Source organism: Streptomyces sp. NPDC087420, assembly GCF_044744165.1.
Taxonomy (GTDB): Bacteria; Actinomycetota; Actinomycetes; order Streptomycetales; family Streptomycetaceae; genus Streptomyces.
This window is the reverse complement of record NZ_JBIUXU010000007.1, coordinates 276,822-297,278: the sequence shown is the minus strand read 5'-3', so window position 1 is coordinate 297,278 and position 20,457 is coordinate 276,822. Positions and strand designations below refer to the sequence as shown.

The window sequence follows — 20,457 nt, the reverse complement described above, 5'->3', positions numbered from 1 at the left end:
GTAGGTCGACGGGGAGATTCTCATGGCCAGGGGCGTAGAGCGTCCGCCCGCCACCGGTGCTCCGAAAGAAGATGAAGACATCCGCCGACATCCGCCGACGCTCCGACCGAATGGCAGCCGCCGTCAGCTCGGCGCAACCTCCGCCGAAAAGTGCTGCTGGGCCGCGAAACGTACCTATGGTTTGGGCATGTCATCTCTTGGTGTCGGTTCGGACCCGCGTTCCGGCGATGTGCCGCCTGAGCGCCGGATGCCTTCCACGGTGGATCGCGTGATCATGGGGTTGTCGTGGTGGTGGGTGGCTGCTCCCCTCATCTTGCTGACTCCTGTCATCGCTCTTGCGATGGGGTTTCCTGAGGTGCGGGAGGAGTTCGGCAGGATATTCGGGCTGGTTGCTCTGGGTAGTGCGGTGGTCGCGCCCGCGGTGGGGTTCGTGGTGACGCTCATCGGGCGTCGCCGGCGGGCTCGCCGGCGCTTCGCCGTCATGGGAGCGGTGTCCAGCGTGCCGGTCCTTTTCTTCTGGGTCTTCGGTGTACTGCTCGCTGAGTGTCCTGATGGCTATCACTGTTAGGCCGCCTGACGCTTGTCGTCCTGCGCGCGGCGTCGGCGGGCCGTCTTGCGGCAGTGCCTGGAACAAGGTCGGGACGAGGAGGGCTCGCTTGTGCCGGTTCCTCATTGCTCAGGCCACTTCCTGGAGCCGGAGGAGATGGAACAAGGCGGGGAGCGGCCCGGACATCGACGACCACTGCCGAGTCGTCCGTGCGGCGTACGAAGGAGTCCTGAGCGTGCCGACGCTCCCACTCCAGCCGCGACAGCTCGACGTACGGCTCCGCAGATCCACCCCGACCGGAACGGTCACCCGGCACCCCCAGTGCGTCGCCTCGTACGACTAGGTTCGCCGGCAAGGAAGCCGAAACGGCTGGGTTCGCTGTCAAACGACTCGGTTGCATGACAGCGGAGAACAGCCGTCGTCAGCGGGTCCGGACATGACCCCGCCGCGCTCATGTACTAGAGTTATCTCGACATCGAGATATATGCCGAAGGCGTACCGGAGTCGCCCGACCGGTGAGGGTTACCTTAGTAAGTCTTACCTTAGCGGATCGGCGAGGGGTCGTGGCGGCATCACGCGGCGGTTGCCGCACCTGAGGTACGGCGCGGTAGAACGCGCACATTGATGAAGGAGACTGTCGTGTCGGCGAACAGCTTCGACGCCCGCAGCACGCTGCGCGTGGGTGACGAGTCGTACGAGATCTTCAAGCTGGACAAGGTCGAGGGCTCCGAGCGCCTCCCGTACAGCCTGAAGGTGCTGCTGGAGAACCTGCTCCGCACCGAGGACGGCGCGAACATCACCGCCGACCACATCCGCTCCGTGGGGGGCTGGGACTCCCAGGCCCAGCCGAGCCAGGAGATCCAGTTCACGCCGGCCCGCGTGATCATGCAGGACTTCACCGGGGTGCCCTGCGTGGTCGACCTCGCCACCATGCGTGAGGCCGTCAAGGAGCTGGGCGGTGACCCGGCGAAGATCAACCCGCTGGCCCCGGCCGAGCTGGTCATCGACCACTCCGTGATCGCCGACAAGTTCGGTACGCCGGACTCGTTCGCGCAGAACGTGGAGCTGGAGTACGGCCGCAACAAGGAGCGCTACCAGTTCCTGCGCTGGGGCCAGACCGCCTTCGACGAGTTCAAGGTCGTCCCGCCCGGCACCGGCATCGTCCACCAGGTCAACATCGAGCACCTGGCCCGTACGGTCATGGTCCGCAACGGCCAGGCGTACCCCGACACCCTCGTCGGCACCGACTCGCACACCACCATGGTCAACGGCCTCGGTGTGCTGGGCTGGGGCGTCGGCGGGATCGAGGCCGAGGCGGCCATGCTCGGCCAGCCCGTCTCGATGCTCATCCCGCGCGTCGTCGGCTTCAAGCTGACCGGCGAGCTGACCCCGGGCACCACCGCCACGGACCTCGTCCTCACCATCACCGAGATGCTGCGCAAGCACGGCGTCGTCGGCAAGTTCGTGGAGTTCTACGGGGAGGGCGTCGCCGCCACCTCGCTGGCCAACCGCGCCACCATCGGCAACATGTCGCCGGAGTTCGGCTCCACCGCCGCGATCTTCCCGATCGACGACGAGACCATCAAGTACCTGAAGCTCACCGGCCGTTCCGACCAGCAGGTCGCGCTGGTCGAGGCGTACGCCAAGGAGCAGGGCCTCTGGCTGGACCCGGCCGCCGAGCCCGACTTCTCCGAGCGGCTGGAGCTCGACCTCTCCACGGTCGTCCCCTCCATCGCCGGCCCCAAGCGCCCGCAGGACCGCATCGTCCTCGCCGACGCCAAGGCCCAGTTCGCCCACGACGTGAAGAACTACGTCACGGACGACGAGGAGGCGGGCAAGGAGTCCTTCCCGGCCTCGGACTCCCCGGCCAGCAGCAACGGCGTGCCCACCAAGCCGACCCTGGTCACCACCCCGGACGGCTCGACGTACGAGATCGACCACGGCGCGGTCACCGTCGCCGCGATCACCTCCTGCACCAACACGTCCAACCCGTACGTGATGGTCGCCGCCGCGCTCGTCGCCAAGAAGGCCGTCGAGAAGGGCCTGACCCGCAAGCCGTGGGTCAAGACCACCCTCGCCCCCGGCTCCAAGGTCGTCACCGACTACTTCGACAAGGCCGGCCTCACGCCGTACCTCGACAAGCTCGGCTTCAACCTGGTCGGTTACGGCTGCACGACCTGCATCGGCAACTCGGGCCCGCTGGACGAGGAGATCTCGAAGGCGGTCAACGAGGCCGACCTCGCGGTCGCGGCCGTGCTCTCCGGCAACCGCAACTTCGAGGGTCGCATCAACCCCGACGTGAAGATGAACTACCTGGCCTCCCCGCCGCTGGTCGTCGCCTACGCCATCGCGGGCTCCATGAAGGTGGACATCACGCGGGACGCGATCGGCACCGACCAGGACGGCAAGCCGGTCCACCTGGAAGACATCTGGCCCACCGAGGCCGAGGTCAACGAGGTCGTCGCCTCCGCGATCGGCCAGGACATGTTCACCGACTCGTACAAGGACGTCTTCGCGGGCGACGAGCAGTGGAAGGCGCTGTCCATCCCCACCGGCAACACCTTCGAGTGGGACCCGCAGTCCACCTACGTCCGCAAGCCCCCCTACTTCGACGGCATGACGATGGAGACGACCCCGGTCGCCGACATCGCGGGCGCGCGGGTGCTCGCCAAGCTGGGCGACTCGGTCACCACCGACCACATCTCCCCGGCCGGCGCGATCAAGGCCGACACCCCGGCCGGCAAGTACCTCACGGAACACAGCGTCGAGCGCCGCGACTTCAACTCGTACGGCTCCCGCCGCGGCAACCACGAGGTCATGATCCGCGGCACGTTCGCCAACATCCGCCTGCGCAACCAGATCGCGCCGGGCACCGAGGGCGGCTACACCCGCGACTTCACCGCCGAGGGCGGCCCGGTCTCCTTCATCTACGACGCCTCCCAGAACTACCAGGCCGCCGGCGTCCCGCTGGTCGTCCTGGCGGGCAAGGAGTACGGCTCGGGCTCGTCCCGCGACTGGGCCGCGAAGGGCACCGCGCTGCTCGGTGTGAAGGCCGTCATCGCCGAGTCGTACGAGCGCATCCACCGCTCGAACCTGATCGGCATGGGCGTCCTCCCGCTCCAGTACCCGGAAGGCGCCTCCGCGTCGACCCTCGGGCTGACCGGTGAGGAGACCTTCTCCTTCACCGGCGTGACGGAGCTGAACAACGGAACCACCCCGCGCACGGTCAAGGTCACCACGGACACGGGCGTCGAGTTCGACGCGGTCGTCCGTATCGACACCCCCGGCGAGGCGGACTACTACCGCAACGGCGGCATCATGCAGTACGTGCTCCGCAGCCTGATCCGCAAGTAGGACCCAGCAGGCCAGGTAGGACCCAGAAGGCAGGGCCCCGGCGTGAAGCCGGGGCCCTGCCGTGTCCTTGGGCCGAGTCCTCAGGCCCTGTCCTCAGGCCTGTCCTCACGCCCCAGTGGTCAGCACCATGCGGAAGCGCGCCTCGCCCGCCAGCATCCTCGCGTAGGCCGTGCTCACCTCTTCCAGGGGCAGCTGCTCCGTCCACGGCCGGATCCCCGTCCTGACCGCGAAGCGGAACATCTCCTCGCGGTCCAGCGTCGTCCCCGAGATCAGGCCGTAGATCTTCTTCGTACCGCCGATCAGCTCCCAGCCGCTGATCCGCAGATCCTCCGCGGAGATCCCGACGAGGACGAGCTCGCCCCGGCGGCCCAGACCGCCCAGGGCCGACGTCGTGGCCGCCGCGTCGGTGACCGTCGAGACGACAACCTTGGCGCCGCCGTAGCCGCCGCCGTACTCCGTCAGCGTCTCCGCGACGTCCTGTTCCGTACTGTCGATGTAGTGGTCGGCGCCCAGATCGACCGCGAGCCGGGCCTTCTCCCTGCCTCGCGCGACCGCCACCGTCTCGAAGCCCATCCGGGCCGCGATCCGCACCGCCAGGTGTCCCACTCCGCCGAGTCCCTGCACCGCGACAAGGTCGCCCGGCCTGGCCGCGCTGTTGCGCAGCGCGTTGAAGGCGCTCAGGCCCGCGCACGCCAGCGCCGCCGCGTCCGCCGACGCCAGCCCGTCGGGGATCATGGAGAGGGCGCTCACCGGGAGCACCACCGTGTCGGCGAAACCGCCGGGGTACGAGATGCCCGGGGTCTTCGCCTCCACACAGTTCACCGTGTCCCCCGAGCGGCACGCCTCGCAGTGCCCACAGGTGCCCGCGATGTAGCCGCACGCGACGCGCTGCCCCTTCCGTACGCCGGTGACTCCGTCACCCACCGCCTCGATCCGCCCGGCGATCTCGTGGCCCGGTGTGAGGGGGAACGCCGTCCCCGGCAGCCACCCCTCGATGATCGACACGTCCGAATGGCAGATCCCGCACGCCTCCACGGCGACCCGGACCTCGCCGGGGCCGGGCTCGGGTACGGCGGTCTCGGTGACGCTGAACGGGCCGCCCGGCTCCGACACGAGCACCACACGGTTCACATCCCGACCGGTGAGGGTCATCGCCAGTCCCCTCTGCGTGGAAGCACACCACTTCCACTGTGCGCCGGACGGGAGCCGCCCGCCACCCGAGCGCTCGCCGCACGAATGGCCGCCACCCGAGCGCTCGCCGCACGAACGGCCGCCCCCGAACGCCGGACGGGCCACCGGCGTGTGCCGATGACCCGTCCTCGCTCGAAAGTTCCGTCCTCCGGTGCGTCAGCGCAGCAGTTCCACCTCCGCCAGTGCCGCCTGACCGTCCGTCACCAGCCGGTAGTGCGTGTACGACCCCGGACGCGGCACCGTGAACGCCCGCGTCTGCTTGTCCCACGCGAAGGTCTCACCCGTCCGCGTGTCCAGGGTCTTCCACGTCGTGCCGTCGGCCGAGCCCTCCAGCCGCCAGCCGGCCGGAGCCGTCGCGGCCTTGGCCGACGTCAGCGTGTACTGCACCGCCCGCGTGGACGACGCCACCGGCAGGTCCACCGACTCGACAGGGGCCTCCGTGCGGGAGGAGTTGTCGAAGAGCGGGCCCGACGCGGTCAGCGCGTCCGTGCGCGGCGCCGGCACCTTGTCGTCCTTCGTGATCGAGACCGGGGCCGCCTTCGCGCCCGTCCCCCACGTGGAGGGCTTTGACCCCATGGCGAACTCCAGCACTCCGCCCTTCTCCAGCACGTCGTGCGGCAGGGAGGTGGAGTTCCAGGTCTTGCCGTTGACCTTCAGGCCCTGGACGTAGATGTTCTTCGCGCTGTTCTTCGGCGCCTTGACGACCAGGTCGCGGCCGTTCTCCAGGTGCACCGTCGTCTTCGTGAAGAGCGGCGAGCCGATCGCGTACTCCCCACTGCCCATCACCAGCGGGTAGAAGCCGAGGGAGGAGAAGAGGTACCAGGCCGACTGCTCGCCGTTGTCCTCGTCGCCGTGGTAACCCTGGCCGATCTCACTGCCGGTGTAGAGCCGGGAGAGGACCTCGCGGACCTTCTCCTGCGTCTTCCACGGCTGCGAGGCCGCGTTGTACATGTACGTGACGTGGTGGGCGACCTGGTTGGAGTGGCCGTACATGCCCATCCGGACGTCGCGCGCCTCCGTCATCTCGTGGATGACCCCGCCGTACGAGCCGACGAACTCGGCCCCGGCCGTCTCCGGCGTCGAGAAGTACGTGTCGAGCTTCTCGCCGAGTCCGGCCCGGCCGCCGTACAGGTTGGCCAGACCGCGGCTGTCCTGCGGCGCGGTGAAGGCGTAGCCCCAGCCGTTCGTCTCGGTGTAGTCGTACCCCCAGATCCGCGGGTCGTAGGTGGCCGACGGCACCCGCCAGTCGCCCTTGAGGTTACGGCCCTGGAAGAAGCCGGCCTGGGTGTCGAAGAGCGAGACGTAGTTCTGGGCGCGGTTGAGGAAGTACTCGGACTCCTCCTTGTAGCGCGCCTTCTTCGTCTTCTTGTAGAGCGCCTGGCCCATCTCCGCCAGGCCGTAGTCGTTGAGGTAGCCCTCCAGCGACCAGGAGAGGCCCTCATGGGTCTCCGTGGAGGCGTAGCCGAGGAACGGCGACGTCTCCATGCCCTTGCGGCCCACACCCGACATGGGGGGCGCCACGGTCGCGTTCTTGAGCGCCGCCTCGTACGCCGTCTCCGCGTCGAAGTCGACGCCCTTGACGTACGCGTCGGCGAAGGCCACGTCCGAGCTGGTGCCGGTCATCAGGTCGGCGTACCCGGGGGAGGACCAGCGGGAGATCCAGCCGCCGTCCTTGTACTGCTGGACGAACCCGTCGACGAGCTTCCCCGCCTTCTTCGGGGTGAGGAAGGAGTACGCGGGCCATGTCGTCCGGTAGGTGTCCCAGAAGCCATTGTTGACGTACACCTCACCGTCCACGATCTTCGCGCCGGTCTGCGTCGGCGTGTCGGGCCCGGTCTGCGGCGAGAAGGGGCTGGCGTACTGCTGCTTCGGCCGGGACTTCGTGCCGGTGTTCTCGAAACCCGAGTTCGGGTACAGGTAGAGCCGGTAGAGGCTGGAGTACAGGGACGTCAGCTGGTCGTGGTCCGCGCCCTCCACCTCGATCCGGCCCAGCAGGGAGTCCCACGCCTTCTGGGCGCCGCTCTCGACCTTCTCGAAGCGGGTGCCGGCGGGGATCTCGTCGGCGAGGTTCTTCTTCGCCTGGTCGACGCTGATCAGCGACGTCGCGAGCCGCAGTCCGACGGTACGGTCCGCTCCCGCGTCGAAGCGCAGGTAGCCGGTGACGTCGTCCCGTCCGCCGCCGGTGAGCTTGCCGCTCGCCGTGACGGGGGCGTCGAAGACGCCGTATACGAAAAGCCGGGTGGCGCCGGTCGACAGACCGCTCTTGACGTCCGAGAAGCCGGTGAAGGAGTCGGTCGCCGGATCGAGGGTCAGCCCACCCGCGTTCGAAATGTTGTCGAACACGATGCTGGCGTCGTCACCGGGGTAGGTGAACCGCATCATCGCCGCGTGGTCGGTCGGGGTCATCTCGGCCTTGAGGCCGTTCTCGAACGTGACTCCGTAGTAGTGCGGCTTCGCGGTCTCGTTCTCGTGCCGGAAGGGCAGCGCCCGCTCGGCGCGGTCCGGGTCCGGGACGCCGGCCGCGACGGACGGCATCAGCTGGAAGGTCTGCCGGTCGCCCATCCAGGGGCTCGGCTCGTGGCTGGCGCTGAACGCCTGGAGCGTGGGCAGGTTGTCGGCGTTGTTCGCGCGGGCGTATTCGTACAGCCAGCTGTCGGAACCGGCGTTGGTCACCGGCGTCCAGAAGTTGAAGCCGTTGGGCACGGCGGTCGCCGGGAAGGTGTTGCCGCGCGAGAACGAACCGCTGGAGTTGGTCCCGCGGACCGTGGACGCGTAGTCCGACACGTGCGCGAGCCGCTTCTCCGGAGCCTTGGGCGCCAGGGTGATGTCGTCGATCCAGCCCTGGAACTTCCCGGGGCCCTTGGGGGCGTCGTACGCCACCAGGACGCGGTCCACGGTCTTGCCGGCGGCGACCGAGCCGATCCGGGCGTCGACCTGGTTCCACTGGTTGACGTACAGGCGCTTGGCGGCGCCCTGGCCCTGCGGGGTCAGCAGCCCGCCGTGCGAGTCGAGCGCCTTGAGGTCGCTGAGGTACGTGCCGTCCGTGAAGGCCAGGTCCACCGCGACGTTGGTCGCCGGGTAGTTGAGGTCGGTCTCCGGGAGGGACGGGTAGATCCGGTACGAGAGCGCGGTGTCGCGCCGTACCGCCGTGTTGACGTCGAAGACCTTGTTGTACGAGTACGCGCGCCCCTCGGGCTGGTGCGTACCGGCGTACTTCAGCGCCCGGGTGCCGGTGAACCCGGCGCCGGACTTGGCGGTCGGCGAACCGGACGGGCCGCGGTCGACCTGGGTACGCATCTCCGCGGGCGCCGGCGGGGTGGTGTCCCCGTCGGAGAACTGGACGTCCGCCAGCTGGGTGATGTCGGAACCGCCGTTGTTCGCGGCGATGTTCAGCCGGTAATGCGCGTACGCGGTGGGATTGTCGAATTCATACGATTTAGTCTGAAAGCGCTCCGCGAAGGTCTCACCGGTGCGGGAGTCGAGGTCCTTCCACTCCTTCCCGTCGGCCGAGCCCTGGAGCGTCCAGTCCTCGGGATCGCGCTCCGCGTGGTCGTTCGCCGAGGTCAGGGCGTAGGTGACCACCTTGACCGGCTCCGCCAGGTCGAATTCGAGCCAGGCGGTCGATTCAAAGGCGAGCCACTTCGTACCGGGTGTGACGTCGACCAGGTTCTCCTTGGTCTCGCCCCCGCCCGTGTTCTCGGCGCTGGCGCGGACTTCGGTCACCTGGTCGGTGACATTGCCGGGGATACCGGCGTTGAAGCCGCCGTCGACCCCTGATGCCCGTTTCTCACCACCGGGTCCGACTTCTACGGTGTTGCGCCAGTCCGGCTGGGATTCGTCCGCCTCGAAAGAGGAGGTGAATTCCCTTTCCGCCGGAGTCGGCCGGGCGGTCTGTGCGGTGGCGGCGGACGGAGCCGTCAGGACGAGCAGCGACGCGGTCGCCACGAGGGCGGCCGCGTGCCATTGTCTGCGCCGGGGGTCAGATCTCTCCTGCATACCGAGTTTCCTCCTGCGAAACCAAGCTGGACAACGTTGTCAAACAAGACACGCGCGGTCCAGTAGGAGGCAACTCCGGGATGGTGTCAAGGGTGTTGAAGGTGTGTCGGGGACGGGAGTGGCTGAGACTCGGTCATTTCGAAGAAGCCGTCGTGGTCGAATGAGGACACCACCGGCTCACATATCCGCGAGGTCTCAACTAGGGAAAGACTGCCGCCCAAACCTGCTTTCGATCTTGCTCCCCCGGCGGCAAGTGGACTATACCTGTCGGACACCGGCCCGCGAGGTTTCAAGCGGCGGGCGGATCAGGGGGAACCGGGGACGGCGGGGAGGGCTCTGCCCGCATCCGACCGGCCATTCAGGCCGTTCTCTCTGTATTCGAGCACCACAATCCTGCACGACCCAGCTTCATTTGACCGCGGTGGCGGGGCCCTTCGCCTCAGACGAGAAGGACGGGCGACCGGTACACCGCCTGAGTCCTGGAGAAGGCGAGGACTTGAGCATGGGATCCACCTCCGCTCAGCACACCAACGAGGGCCTCGGCCGTCGAGACGTGATCAAGCGATCCGCAGCGATCGGCCTGATCACCGTCCCGACGATGGGCTTCCTGGCTTCGTGCGCGAGCAGCGACAGCGGGACCGACAAGAAGGTCGAGAAGGGCAAGACGTCCGCCCAGAACCCGCTCGGGGTGAACGAGACGGCGCCGCTCGACTTCGTCCTGTTCGACGGAGGGTTCGGTACGGAGTACGCGAAGGACTCGGTCGCGCTGTTCGAGAAGGCGTACCCGAAGGCGAAGGTCAAGTTCTCTTCGACGCAGAAGATCCAGTCCGAGCTGTCGCCCCGGTTCAACGGCGGTACCCCGCCGGACCTGATCGACAACTCGGGCGCCGAGCAGATGGACATGGGCGTCCTGGTCGGCAAGAAGCAGCTGACCGACCTCACGCCGCTGCTCGACGCGCCGTCGATCGACGACCCGGCGAAGAAGGTCCGCGACACCCTGCGGCCCGGCATCGTCGAGATGGGCCAGTACGACGGCGAGCCCGTCTGGATCATGAACTACGCCTACACCGTGTACGGCGTGTGGTACTCGCAGACCGCGCTCGACAACCTCGACGCGGAGTACCCCCAGGACTGGGACGCGATGCTGGCCCTCTGCGCGAAGGCCAAGAAGAAGGGCATCGCGGGCTGGACGTACGCGGGCAAGTACCCGTACTACATCCCGTTCTCGCTCTACCCGTTCATCGGCAAGATCGGTGGCCGCGAGGTCCTCGACGCGATCGACAACCTCGAGCCCAACGCCTGGAAGAACCCGGCCGTGAAGTCCGCCTTCGAGGCGTACTACGAGCTGTTCAAGAAGGGCTACATCCTCAAGGGCACCCCCGGTATCGACCACATCCAGTCGCAGACCGCGTGGACCGAGGGCAAGGCGCTGTTCATCCCGAACGGCTCCTGGGTCGAGAACGAGGCGGCGAAGACCACGCCGAAGGACTTCCAGATGAAGGTGGCCGCGCCGTCCAGCCTGGACAGCTCGGACAAGCTGCCGTTCGGCACCATCTGGGCGGGCGGCGGTGAGCCGTTCATCGTGCCGGCGAAGGCCCCGAACCCGCAGGGTGGCATGGAGCAGCTGCGCGTCATGCTGAGCGAGGCCGCGTCGAAGAACTTCACCACCAAGGTGAAGTCCCTGAGCGCGTACAACGGCGGCACGGACGGGCTGACCCTCTCGACCGCGATGCAGTCGGGTGTCGACGCGCTGAAGCTCGCGGGTGACAACGTGCTCAACCCGCGGCTTCAGGACTGGTACGTGGCTCTCCAGAAGGAGAAGATCGGTACCGGTGTCCTCGGTGAGCTGATGGCCGGCCGCATCACGCCGGCCGAGGCCGTCAAGAAGGCCCAGGGCTTCGCGGACGAAGCCGCCAAGGACACCTCGATCAAGCACTACAAGCACCAGTAGGAGCGGACGTGACCGGAAGCCCCACCGGGGCTTCCGGTTCCCCAAGGCAGTACGGCGGCACCCGCCGAGGATTCGGGGTCGGGAGACATGCAACACGGCAAGTACCGGTTCATCGTGGGATTTTTGGTGGTCCCCTTGGCGATGTACACCATTTTCGTCATTTGGCCATTCATTCAGTCCATCTACTATTCGTTCACGGACTGGACCGGTCTGAGCCCCGACTTCAAGATGGTCGGCTTCGGGAACTATTCCCGTCTGCTGGACGACGACACCTTCTGGAAGTCGTTGCAGCACAGCGTTCTCCTCGCGCTGCTGCTGCCCGTCGTCGTGCTGGGTCTCGCGCTGTTCTTCTCGTTCATGCTGAACGTGGGAGGACGCCGTAAAAAGGGAGCGGCGATCGCCGGGGTCCGCGGCTCGGGCTTCTACAAGATCGTCTACTTCTTCCCGCAGGTGCTCTCGATCGCGATCGTCGCGCTGCTCTTCCAGTTCGCGTACAACCCGAACAGCGGTCTGATCAACTCCGCCCTCGGCGGGGTGGGCCTGGGCAGTGTCCAGCCGGAGTGGCTGGGCGACCCGGACCTCGCGCTGTGGTGCGTGATGGCCGTGCTGGTCTGGAGCCAGGTCGGCTTCTTCGTCGTCCTGTTCTCCGCGGGCATGGCCTCCATCCCCAAGGACTTCTACGAGGCGGCGCTGCTGGACGGCGCCAGCCGGATCACCACCTTCTTCCGCATCACCCTGCCGCTGCTGTGGGACACCGTGCAGTCGGGCTGGGTCTACATGGGCATCCTCGCCCTGGGTGCGGAGTCCTTCGCCGTCGTCCAGATCATCACCGTCGGCCCCGGCGGGCCGGACGGTTCCACCAGTGTGCTGACGTTGCTCGTCTACCAGAAGGCGTTCCGTGACGGTCAGGCCGGATACGCGACCACGATCGGTGTCGCCCTTCTCATCGTCACGCTGATCTTCTCCGCCGTCGTGATGCGGCTGGGTCGGCGTGAGCGGCTGGAGTTCTGATGAAGACCACTGACACCCCTCCTCCTCCCGCCGAGACCGTCGAGGCGCGGCCGGTCGTCAAGAAGCAGGCGGCGCCCGCCGGCAAGGACCGCAGCGGTGGCGTCCTCAACGTCTTCTCGCACGGCGTCCTGGTCATCTGGTCCGTCCTGGTGGTGCTGCCGCTGCTCTGGGCGGTGATGACGTCCTTCAAGGACGACAAGTCGATCCTGACCTCGCCGTGGGCGCTGCCGGACAAGCTGCACTTCGAGAACTGGTCGCGCGCCTGGACCCAGGCCCACATGAGCGACTACTTCCTCAACACCATCCTGGTGGTGGCCGGTTCGCTCGTCGGCACGCTGCTGCTCGGCTCGATGGCCGCGTACGTCCTGGCGCGTTTCGAGTTCCCGGGCAACCGCTTCATCTACTTCCTGTTCGTGGGAGGGATGAGCTTCCCCGTCATCCTGGCGCTCGTGCCGCTGTTCTACGTCATGAACAACCTGGGCCTGCTGAACACCATCCACGGCCTGATCCTGGTGTACATCGCCTACTCACTGCCGTTCACGGTGTTCTTCCTGACGTCGTTCTTCAAGACGCTGCCCACGTCGGTCGCGGAGGCGGCGATCATCGACGGGGCCTCGCACACGCGGACGTTCTTCCAGGTGATGCTGCCGATGGCCAAGCCAGGCCTGATCAGCGTCGGCATCTTCAACTTCCTCGGCCAGTGGAACCAGTACCTCCTGCCCACGGTGCTCAACACCGACCCGGACAAGAAGGTGCTCACCCAGGGGCTCGTACAGCTCGCGAGCAGCCAGGGCTACAAGGGGGACTGGTCCGGTCTCTTCGCCGGCCTCGTGATGGCGATGCTCCCGGTGCTCGGGGCGTACATCATCTTCCAGCGCCAGGTGGTGGCGGGGCTGACGGCGGGCGCGCTCAAGTAGCGCTCGCATGTGGCGCTCGCGCGTGGCGGTCACGCTCAAGTAACGGTTCCGCGCGCGGAGATAACGGTTCCGCATCCGTACAGCATCCGTACCCGTGACGCGGTGGAAGGGCCCCGGCAGACGCCGGGGCCCTTTCCGCTGCCCCCGTACAGGCGCGTCCCACGTGAGGGATATGTCTCCTTCGGTGTCCGAATATCGCCGCTGGAACCGGCCACGGGGCCGGGAAACGCAAAGGAGGAACGCTCCCCGGCGGATGGGGCCCCAAGGTCACGCGGCCCAGGCGCCGCATGATCCGACGGCGGATCAGAGGTGGTCGGACCCGGTCACTCCGTGAACTCGGCCAGGGTCCGGCCCCGTTCAAGGTCTTGACGGGGGACCGCCCGAAAGGCTGAGCTTAGGCTTCACAAGTTGGAGATACGTCGGGGTCTCATTGGCGCGGCCCCGGCCGGGGGACGGTCGTCGTGCCGTCCGCCAAGGGCGGGAGTGGATGAGTCGTGGAGACTCCAGGGTCGCAGTCGTCGCTGCACCGGGCCAACCTCGAAAGGGTCGTACGTGCGGTACGCATGGCGGGCGCGCTCACCCAGGCGGAGATCGCCAGGAGTACGGGCCTGTCGGCGGCGACGGTCTCCAACATCGTCCGGGAGCTGAAGGAAGGCGGCACCGTCGAGGTGACGCCCACCTCCGCGGGCGGCCGCCGGGCCCGCAGCGTCTCGCTCAGCGGGGACGCCGGCATCGTCATCGGAGTGGACTTCGGCCACACCCATCTACGGGTGGCCGTGGGGAATCTGGCGCATCAGGTGCTCGCGGAGGAGTCCGAGCCGCTGGACGTGGACGCCTCCTCGGCGCAGGGTTTCGGCCGGGCCGAGGAACTGGTCGAGCGGCTGATCGTGACCACCGGCGTCAACCGCCAGAAGGTGATCGGCGTGGGGCTCGGCGTGCCCGGGCCCATCGACGTCGAGTCGGGCACGCTCGGCTCCACCTCGATCCTGCCGGGCTGGACCGGGATCAACCCCAGCGAGGAGCTGGCCGCGCGCCTGGGGGTGCCGGTGTACGTCGACAACGACGCCAACCTCGGCGCGCTCGGCGAGCTGGTGTGGGGGAGCGGACGCGGGGTCAGGGACCTGGCGTACATCAAGGTCGCCAGCGGGGTCGGCGCGGGGCTGGTCATAGACGGCCAGATCTACCGGGGGCCCGGCGGTACGGCGGGGGAGATCGGGCACATCACGCTGGACGAGTCGGGGCCGGTCTGCCGCTGCGGCAACCGGGGCTGCCTGGAGACCTTCACGGCGGCCCGCTACGTGCTGCCCCTCCTCCAGTCGAGCCACGGCGCCGACCTCACCATGGAGCGGGTGGTCCAGCTCGCCAGGGACGGCGACCCGGGCTGCCGCCGGGTGGTGGGCGACGTGGGCCGCCACATCGGCAGCGGGGTGGCCAATCTGTGCAACCTCCTGAACCCCAGCCGGGTGGTACTCGGCGGTGATTTGGCGGAGGCTGGGGAGCTGGTGCTCGGGCCGATAAGGGAGTCGGTCTCCCGGTACGCGATCCCGAGCGCGGCGCGACAGCTCTCGGTGCTCCCCGGGGCGCTCGGCAGCCGGGCGGAAGTACTGGGCGCACTGGCCCTGGTGTTGAGCGAAATGGGCGATTCGTCCCTAATTGAGAACGCTCTGCCGGTCGCTACGCCTGCCTTCACTTAGATAACAAATGGCACCGTTGTCATCTCGTTAAGGATTTACTCCTTGACGTCGGCCCCAGGGGCGAGTTGACTTCCAGCCACCTCGGCCGCAACGACGCGGCCTCGTCAGGGAGGTTTCTGAAGTGAACGCGAACATGCGTCGTGCCGCCGTGGCTGCCGCAGCCACCGCGATGGCTGTTTCTCTCGCCGCCTGTGGTAGTGCCAAGGAGTCCGGCGACAAGGCGGACGCCCCCAAGACTGTCAAGACAGACGCGATCAAGGTCGGGCTGCTCCTTCCGGAGAACCAGACCGCGCGGTACGAGAAGCTCGACCGGCCGCTGATCGAGAAGAAGATCTCGGAGCTGACCAACGGCAAGGGCAAGATCGTCTACGCCAACGCCAAGCAGGACGCCTCGCTGCAGAACCAGCAGGTCGACACGATGATCACCAACAAGGTCAACGTGCTGATCGTGGACGCGGTGGACTCCAAGGCCATCGCGGGTTCGGTGCAGAAGGCCAAGGACGCCGGTATACCCATCGTCGCCTACGACCGTCTGGCGGAAGGCCCGATCGACGCCTACACCTCCTTCGACAACGAAGAGGTCGGCAGGGTCCAGGGCAAGGCGCTCCTGGACGAGCTGGGCGCCAACGCGTCCAAGGGCGACATCGTCATGATGAACGGTGCCATCACCGACCCGAACGCCGCCCTGTTCAAGAAGGGCGCCCACTCGGTGCTCGACGGCAAGGTGAAGATCGGCAAGGAGTACGACACCAAGGAGTGGAAGCCGGAGAACGCCAACGCCAACATGGAGGCGGCGATCTCGGCCCTCGGCAAGGACAAGATCGTCGGCGTCTACTCGGCCAACGACGGCATGGCCGGCGGTATCATCACCGCCCTCCAGAGTGCCAACCTCAAGAAGCTCCCCCCGGTCACCGGCCAGGACGCCGAGCTCGCGGGCGTGCAGCGCATCGTCTCGGGCACGCAGTTCATGAGCGTCTACAAGCCGTACGGCCAGGAGGCGGACATCGCCGCGCAGATGGCGGTCGCGCTGGCCAAGGGCGAGAAGCTCGACTCGATCACCAAGACCACGGTCGACAGCCCCACCACCAAGGGCGTGCCGTCGGTGCTGGTCCCGGTCGTCTCGCTGACCAAGGCCAACATCAACGACACCGTCGTCAAGGACGGCCTGTACTCGGTCCAGGAGATCTGCACCGCGCAGTTCAAGGCCGCCTGTGACGCCGCCGGCGTGAAGTAGGTCCTCACCGGGTCCGCCCGGTGACCTGCTTCCGGTGAAAGCCTGTCCGGCACCTCGCTCTTCATTCAGCCCCGCAGGCGGGGCGAGGTGCCGGACGGAACGCTTCACCAGGCCGCCGGCCTCGCGGCCCTTTTTGTCTGTTCTCTTCTGCTCGACCACCGCGCCTCCCCCCAGGCGCGGCATCCCCGCCGGTCAGGCGGCGAAGGAGATGGTTCACGTGACCGCTACGCCCGTGTTGGCGTTGCGAGGGGTCTCCAAGCGATTCGGTGCCGTCCAGGCGCTCACCGATGTTGAGCTTGAGGTCCACGCCGGTGAAGTGCTCGCCCTGGTGGGCGACAACGGAGCCGGTAAATCGACGCTGGTGAAGACCATTGCCGGTGTCCACCCCATCGATGACGGTGTCATCGAGTGGGAAGGCAACCCCGTCTCGATCGGACGCCCCCACGACGCCCAGCGTCTCGGCGTCGCGACCGTCTACCAGGATCTCTCGCTGGCCGACAACATCGACGTCGTCGGGAACCTCTTCCTCGGCCGTGAGCTCCGTCGCTGGGGCGTGCTCGACGAGGTCGAGATGGAGCGCCGCTCGCGCGAGCTCCTCGACACGCTGTCGATCCGGATACCCAGCGTCCGTATCCCCATCGCCTCCCTCTCCGGCGGGCAGCGCCAGACCGTGGCGATCGCCCGCTCCATGCTCGGCGAGCCCAAGCTCGTGATCCTCGACGAGCCGACCGCCGCGCTGGGCGTCGAGCAGACGGCCCAGGTGCTCGACCTGGTCGAGCGGCTGCGGGACCGCGGCCTCGCCGTGCTCCTCATCAGCCACAACATGGCGGACGTCAAGGCCGTCGCCGACAAGGTGGCCGTGCTCCGGCTGGGCACCAACAACGGTGTCTTCGACGTCAAGACCACGTCGCAGGAAGAGATCATCGCCGCCATCACCGGTGCCACGGACAACGCCGTGACCCGGCGGGCGTCGCGCAATGTGGAGGTTCAGAAGTGACTATCGACAAGGCCTCCACAACGGCCTCGGACGGCACGAGTCCGGCCGGGCAGACCGCGGTCGGGACACCTGGCGCGGCGGCCGGCGCGGTCGCCGTGGTGGACCCGCGGCTGCTCGTACGGGAACAGGGCTTCGGCGGGTACATCTCGGAGTTCAAGCGCAAGATCCGCGCCGGTGACCTGGGCTCCCTGCCGGTCATCGTCGGACTGATCATCATCTGCGTGGTCTTCCAGAGCCTGAACTCGGCGTTCCTCTCCGCCGGCAACCTCTCCGACATATCCGTGGCCATGGTCGGCACAGGCATGATCGCGGTCGGTATCGTCTTCGTCCTGCTGCTCGGCGAGATCGACCTGTCGGTCGGCTCGGTGAGTGGTGTGTCGGGCGCGATCGTCGCGGTGATGAGCGTCACCCACGGCGTCAACGAGTGGCTGGCCGTCCTGACCGCGATCGTCAGCGGTGCGGTGATCGGCGCGATCCACGGCTTCTTCTTCGCCCGCATCGGGGCCCCGGCGTTCGCCGTCACCCTGGCCGGTCTGCTCTTCTGGCTGGGCTTCATGCTCCAGCTGCTCGGCGACAACGGCACCATCAACATCGACCGGAACGGCGTGGTCGGCAAGCTGACCTCGTACTACTTCTCGGACGTCGCGGTCGCCTACGGTGTCGCGATCGCCGCGGTGGTCGTCTTCTTCGCCACGTCGTTCTTCGAGAACCGGCGCCGTGAGGCGGCCGGCGTGCCGTCGCGTCCGTTCAGCGAGACCGTGGCCCGCACCGTCGTACTCGCGATCGTGGCCTTCGTCGCCGCGTTCATGTTCAACCAGTCTAAGGGCCTTCCCCTCGCCCTGCTCATCTTCCTCATCGTCCTCGTCGTGACCGACTTCGTGCTCCGCCGTACCGTCTACGGCCGGAAGATCTTCGCGCTCGGTGGCAGCGTCGAGGCCTCCCGCCGTGCCGGTATCAACGTCACCATGGTCCGGATCTCGGTCTACGCGATCGCCGGTGGCTTCGCCGCCATCGGTGGTCTGTTCCTGGCCTCCAAGGTCGCCGCCGCCAACCAGGGCGCCGGTACCGGCGACCTGCTGATGAACGCCATCGCGGCGGCCGTCATCGGTGGCACCAGCCTCTTCGGCGGCCGGGGACGCACCTGGAACGCGCTTCTCGGTGTCATGGTCATCACGTCGATCCAGTACGGCCTGGCCCTCGAAGGCATCGCCACGCCCGTGGTGTACATGATCACGGGTGGCGTGCTTCTGCTCACGGTCGTCATCGACTCGGTCACCCGGAAGACGCAGAAGACGGCGGGTCGCGCCTGACCGCGGTTCCCGCGGGCCCGTGCCCGGCACCCGGACCCCGGGTGCCGGGCACAGCCGTGTTCCGGGTGCCGCAGATATGACGTACATACAGCCGATCGGGTGACATACAACGCAGAGCCCGCCCACGGAGTGCGCGAGCGGAACATTAGACTCGGCGGATCGGCAAGCTCGACCAGCTCAAACCCAAGGAGGCACGGGTGGCGTTGCTGACCCACATCAGGGGACCGCGCGATCTGGACCGGCTCGGCCCGGAGCAGCTGGACCAGTTGGCCGGAGAGATCCGGTCCTTTCTCGTGGACGCGGTCTCCAAGACCGGTGGCCACCTCGGACCCAACCTCGGTGTGGTCGAGCTGACCATCGCCCTGCACCGCGTGTTCGAGTCCCCGAAGGACCGTGTCCTCTTCGACACGGGCCACCAGTCCTACGTGCACAAGCTGCTCACCGGGCGCCAGGACTTCTCCCGGCTCAAGAGCAAGGGCGGGCTCTCCGGCTACCCCTCCCGCGCGGAGTCCGACCACGACGTCATCGAGAACTCCCACGCCTCCACCGTGCTGGGCTGGGCGGACGGACTCGCCAAGGCCAACCAGGTGCTGAGGAAGGACGACCACGTCGTCGCCGTCATCGGTGACGGCGCGCTCACCGGCGGCATGGCCTGGGAGGCGCTGAACAACATCGCCGCCGCCAAGGACCGCCCGCTCGTCATCGTGGTCAACGACAACGAGCGCTCGTACGCGCCGACCATCGGCGGCCTCGCGAACCACCTCGCGACCCTGCGGACCACCGACGGGTACGAACGGTTCCTGGCCCGCGGCAAGGACCTCCTGGAGCGCACCCCGGTCGTCGGCCGGCCGCTCTACGAGACCCTGCACGGCGCGAAGAAGGGCCTCAAGGACTTCATCGCCCCCCAGGGCATGTTCGAGGACCTCGGCCTCAAGTACGTCGGCCCGATCGACGGACACGACATCGAGGCGCTGGAGTCCGCGCTCCTGCGGGCGAAGCGTTTCGGCGGCCCCGTCATCGTGCACTGCCTGACCGAGAAGGGCCGCGGCTACAAGCCGGCCGAGCAGGACGAGGCCGACCGCTTCCACGGCATCGGCCCCATCCACCCCGACACCGGCCTGCCCATCGCCGCCGCCGGGATGGACTGGACCTCGGTGTTCGGCGAGGAGATGGTCAAACTCGGCACGGAACGCCCGGACATCGTCGCCATCACCGCCGCGATGCTCCAGCCGGTCGGCCTCGCCGCGTTCGCCAAGACCTTCCCCGACCGGGTGTACGACGTCGGCATCGCCGAGCAGCACGGGGCGACCTCCGCGGCGGGCCTGGCCACCGGCGGGCTGCACCCCGTCTTCGCCGTCTACGCGACCTTCCTCAACCGCGCCTTCGACCAGGTGCTCATGGACGTCGCGCTGCACCGCTGCGGAGTGACGTTCGTCCTGGACCGGGCGGGTATCACCGGTACCGACGGCGCCTCGCACAATGGCATGTGGGACATGTCGATCCTCCAGTGTGTCCCCGGCCTGCGCATCGCCGCGCCCCGCGACGCCGACCAGGTCCGCTCCCAGCTGCGCGAGGCCGTCGCCGTGGACGACGCGCCGACCGTGGTCCGCTTCTCCAAGGGCGCGGTCGGCCCGGCGGTGGCCGCCGTCGCCCGGGTCGGCGGGATCGACATCCTGCGCAGGACCGACGAGGGCACGGCCGACGTGCTGCTGGTCTCCGTCGGCGCGCTCGCCCCGATGTGCCTGGAGATCGCCGATCTCCTCGACAAGCAGGGCATCACGACGACGGTGGTCGACCCGCGCTGGGTCAAGCCCGTCGACGAGGCCCTCGTCCCGCTCGCCGAGCAGCACCGCGTGGTGGTCACGGTCGAGGACAACAGCCGCGTCGGCGGCGTCGGTTCGGCGATCGCCCAGGCACTGCGCGACGCCGGGGTCGACGTACCGCTGCGGGACTTCGGCATCCCGCCGCGCTTCCTGGACCACGCGTCCCGCAAGGAGGTCCTCGCCGAGATCGGGCTGACCGCCCCGGACATCGCCCGCCAGGTCACCGGCCTGGTCGCGAAGTTGGACGGCCGGCTGGTGGACTCGCCCACCGAGGTCGCCCGCGACTGAACGGCCCGCGCGGCCGAGCGGCCGGACCCGGCCCGCGAGGGCCGGGCGCGCGCCGGATCCGACGGTTCCAGGGCCGGTCGGACCGCCCCATCGAGGCGGTCCGACCCGCCCGGGCGGGGGGAAAACGCCCGGCCGGGGGGTACC

12 protein-coding genes are annotated in these 20,457 nt (G+C 68.0%); 10 read left to right on the top strand and 2 right to left on the bottom strand.

What is annotated here, in order from left to right:
* Positions 1–22 precede the first annotated feature (22 nt).
* Both ACIO1C_RS16640 and acnA read left to right on the top strand, forming a co-directional pair.
* A complete protein-coding gene (locus tag ACIO1C_RS16640) occupies positions 23–568 on the top strand; it encodes a hypothetical protein (protein ID WP_401863755.1) in 546 nt (181 codons plus the stop codon).
* A gap of 618 nt (positions 569–1,186) precedes the next feature.
* The gene (acnA, locus tag ACIO1C_RS16635; protein WP_401863753.1) at positions 1,187–3,901 is read left to right on the top strand and encodes an aconitate hydratase AcnA; all 2,715 of its coding nucleotides are present in this window, start codon (positions 1,187–1,189) and stop codon (positions 3,899–3,901) included.
* Positions 3,902–4,006: 105 nt separating this feature from the next.
* Here acnA and ACIO1C_RS16630 read toward each other — a convergent pair whose 3' ends face one another.
* Positions 4,007–5,053, bottom strand: coding sequence for an alcohol dehydrogenase catalytic domain-containing protein (locus tag ACIO1C_RS16630; protein ID WP_401863750.1), 1,047 nt, complete (start codon positions 5,051–5,053; stop codon positions 4,007–4,009).
* A 195-nt stretch (positions 5,054–5,248) separates the two neighbouring features.
* Complete coding sequence (locus ACIO1C_RS16625) at positions 5,249–9,088, bottom strand: GH92 family glycosyl hydrolase (RefSeq protein ID WP_401863748.1); 3,840 nt, start codon at positions 9,086–9,088, stop codon at positions 5,249–5,251.
* Positions 9,089–9,590: 502 nt separating this feature from the next.
* Between ACIO1C_RS16625 and ngcE the strand changes: the two genes are divergently transcribed.
* The 8 genes from ngcE (at position 9,591) to dxs (ending at position 20,313) form a co-directional block, all read left to right on the top strand.
* Complete coding sequence (ngcE, locus tag ACIO1C_RS16620) at positions 9,591–11,039, top strand: N-acetylglucosamine/diacetylchitobiose ABC transporter substrate-binding protein (RefSeq protein ID WP_401863745.1); 1,449 nt, start codon at positions 9,591–9,593, stop codon at positions 11,037–11,039.
* Between the two features lie 87 nt (positions 11,040–11,126).
* Positions 11,127–12,050 carry a carbohydrate ABC transporter permease gene (locus ACIO1C_RS16615; RefSeq protein WP_401863743.1) on the top strand — a complete coding sequence of 308 codons (924 nt, stop codon included), beginning with the start codon at positions 11,127–11,129 and terminating at the stop codon, positions 12,048–12,050.
* Positions 12,050–12,967 (top strand): carbohydrate ABC transporter permease, encoded by a 918-nt coding sequence (locus ACIO1C_RS16610; protein ID WP_327233855.1) that lies wholly within the window; start codon positions 12,050–12,052, stop codon positions 12,965–12,967. The genes ACIO1C_RS16615 and ACIO1C_RS16610 overlap by 1 nt, the downstream gene beginning before the upstream one ends.
* A gap of 494 nt (positions 12,968–13,461) precedes the next feature.
* The gene (locus ACIO1C_RS16605) at positions 13,462–14,661 is read left to right on the top strand and encodes an ROK family protein (protein ID WP_401863740.1); all 1,200 of its coding nucleotides are present in this window, start codon (positions 13,462–13,464) and stop codon (positions 14,659–14,661) included.
* Positions 14,662–14,794: 133 nt separating this feature from the next.
* Positions 14,795–15,895, top strand: a complete 1,101-nt coding sequence (locus tag ACIO1C_RS16600; protein WP_401864149.1) for a substrate-binding domain-containing protein — start codon at positions 14,795–14,797, stop codon at positions 15,893–15,895.
* Positions 15,896–16,103: 208 nt separating this feature from the next.
* Positions 16,104–16,892, top strand: a complete 789-nt coding sequence (locus ACIO1C_RS16595; protein WP_327233853.1) for an ATP-binding cassette domain-containing protein — start codon at positions 16,104–16,106, stop codon at positions 16,890–16,892.
* Positions 16,889–18,202, top strand: coding sequence for a sugar ABC transporter permease (locus tag ACIO1C_RS16590; protein WP_401863737.1), 1,314 nt, complete (start codon positions 16,889–16,891; stop codon positions 18,200–18,202). Before ACIO1C_RS16595 ends, ACIO1C_RS16590 begins: the two co-directional genes overlap by 4 nt.
* Positions 18,203–18,399: 197 nt before the next feature.
* Entirely contained in the window at positions 18,400–20,313 is a 1,914-nt protein-coding gene (dxs, locus tag ACIO1C_RS16585; RefSeq protein ID WP_401863734.1) for a 1-deoxy-D-xylulose-5-phosphate synthase, read from the top strand.
* Positions 20,314–20,457 lie beyond the last annotated feature (144 nt).

Coding starts and splice junctions, on each gene's coding strand:
- ACIO1C_RS16600 (WP_401864149.1), top strand. CDS start 14,795: ATGCGTCGTGCCGCCGTGGCTGCCGCAGCCACCGCGATGGCTGTTTCT.
- ACIO1C_RS16610 (WP_327233855.1), top strand. CDS start 12,050: ATGAAGACCACTGACACCCCTCCTCCTCCCGCCGAGACCGTCGAGGCG.
- ACIO1C_RS16625 (WP_401863748.1), bottom strand. CDS start 9,088: ATGCAGGAGAGATCTGACCCCCGGCGCAGACAATGGCACGCGGCCGCC.
- ACIO1C_RS16615 (WP_401863743.1), top strand. CDS start 11,127: ATGCAACACGGCAAGTACCGGTTCATCGTGGGATTTTTGGTGGTCCCC.
- ACIO1C_RS16640 (WP_401863755.1), top strand. CDS start 23: ATGGCCAGGGGCGTAGAGCGTCCGCCCGCCACCGGTGCTCCGAAAGAA.
- ACIO1C_RS16630 (WP_401863750.1), bottom strand. CDS start 5,053: ATGACCCTCACCGGTCGGGATGTGAACCGTGTGGTGCTCGTGTCGGAG.
- ngcE (WP_401863745.1), top strand. CDS start 9,591: ATGGGATCCACCTCCGCTCAGCACACCAACGAGGGCCTCGGCCGTCGA.
- ACIO1C_RS16595 (WP_327233853.1), top strand. CDS start 16,104: ATGGTTCACGTGACCGCTACGCCCGTGTTGGCGTTGCGAGGGGTCTCC.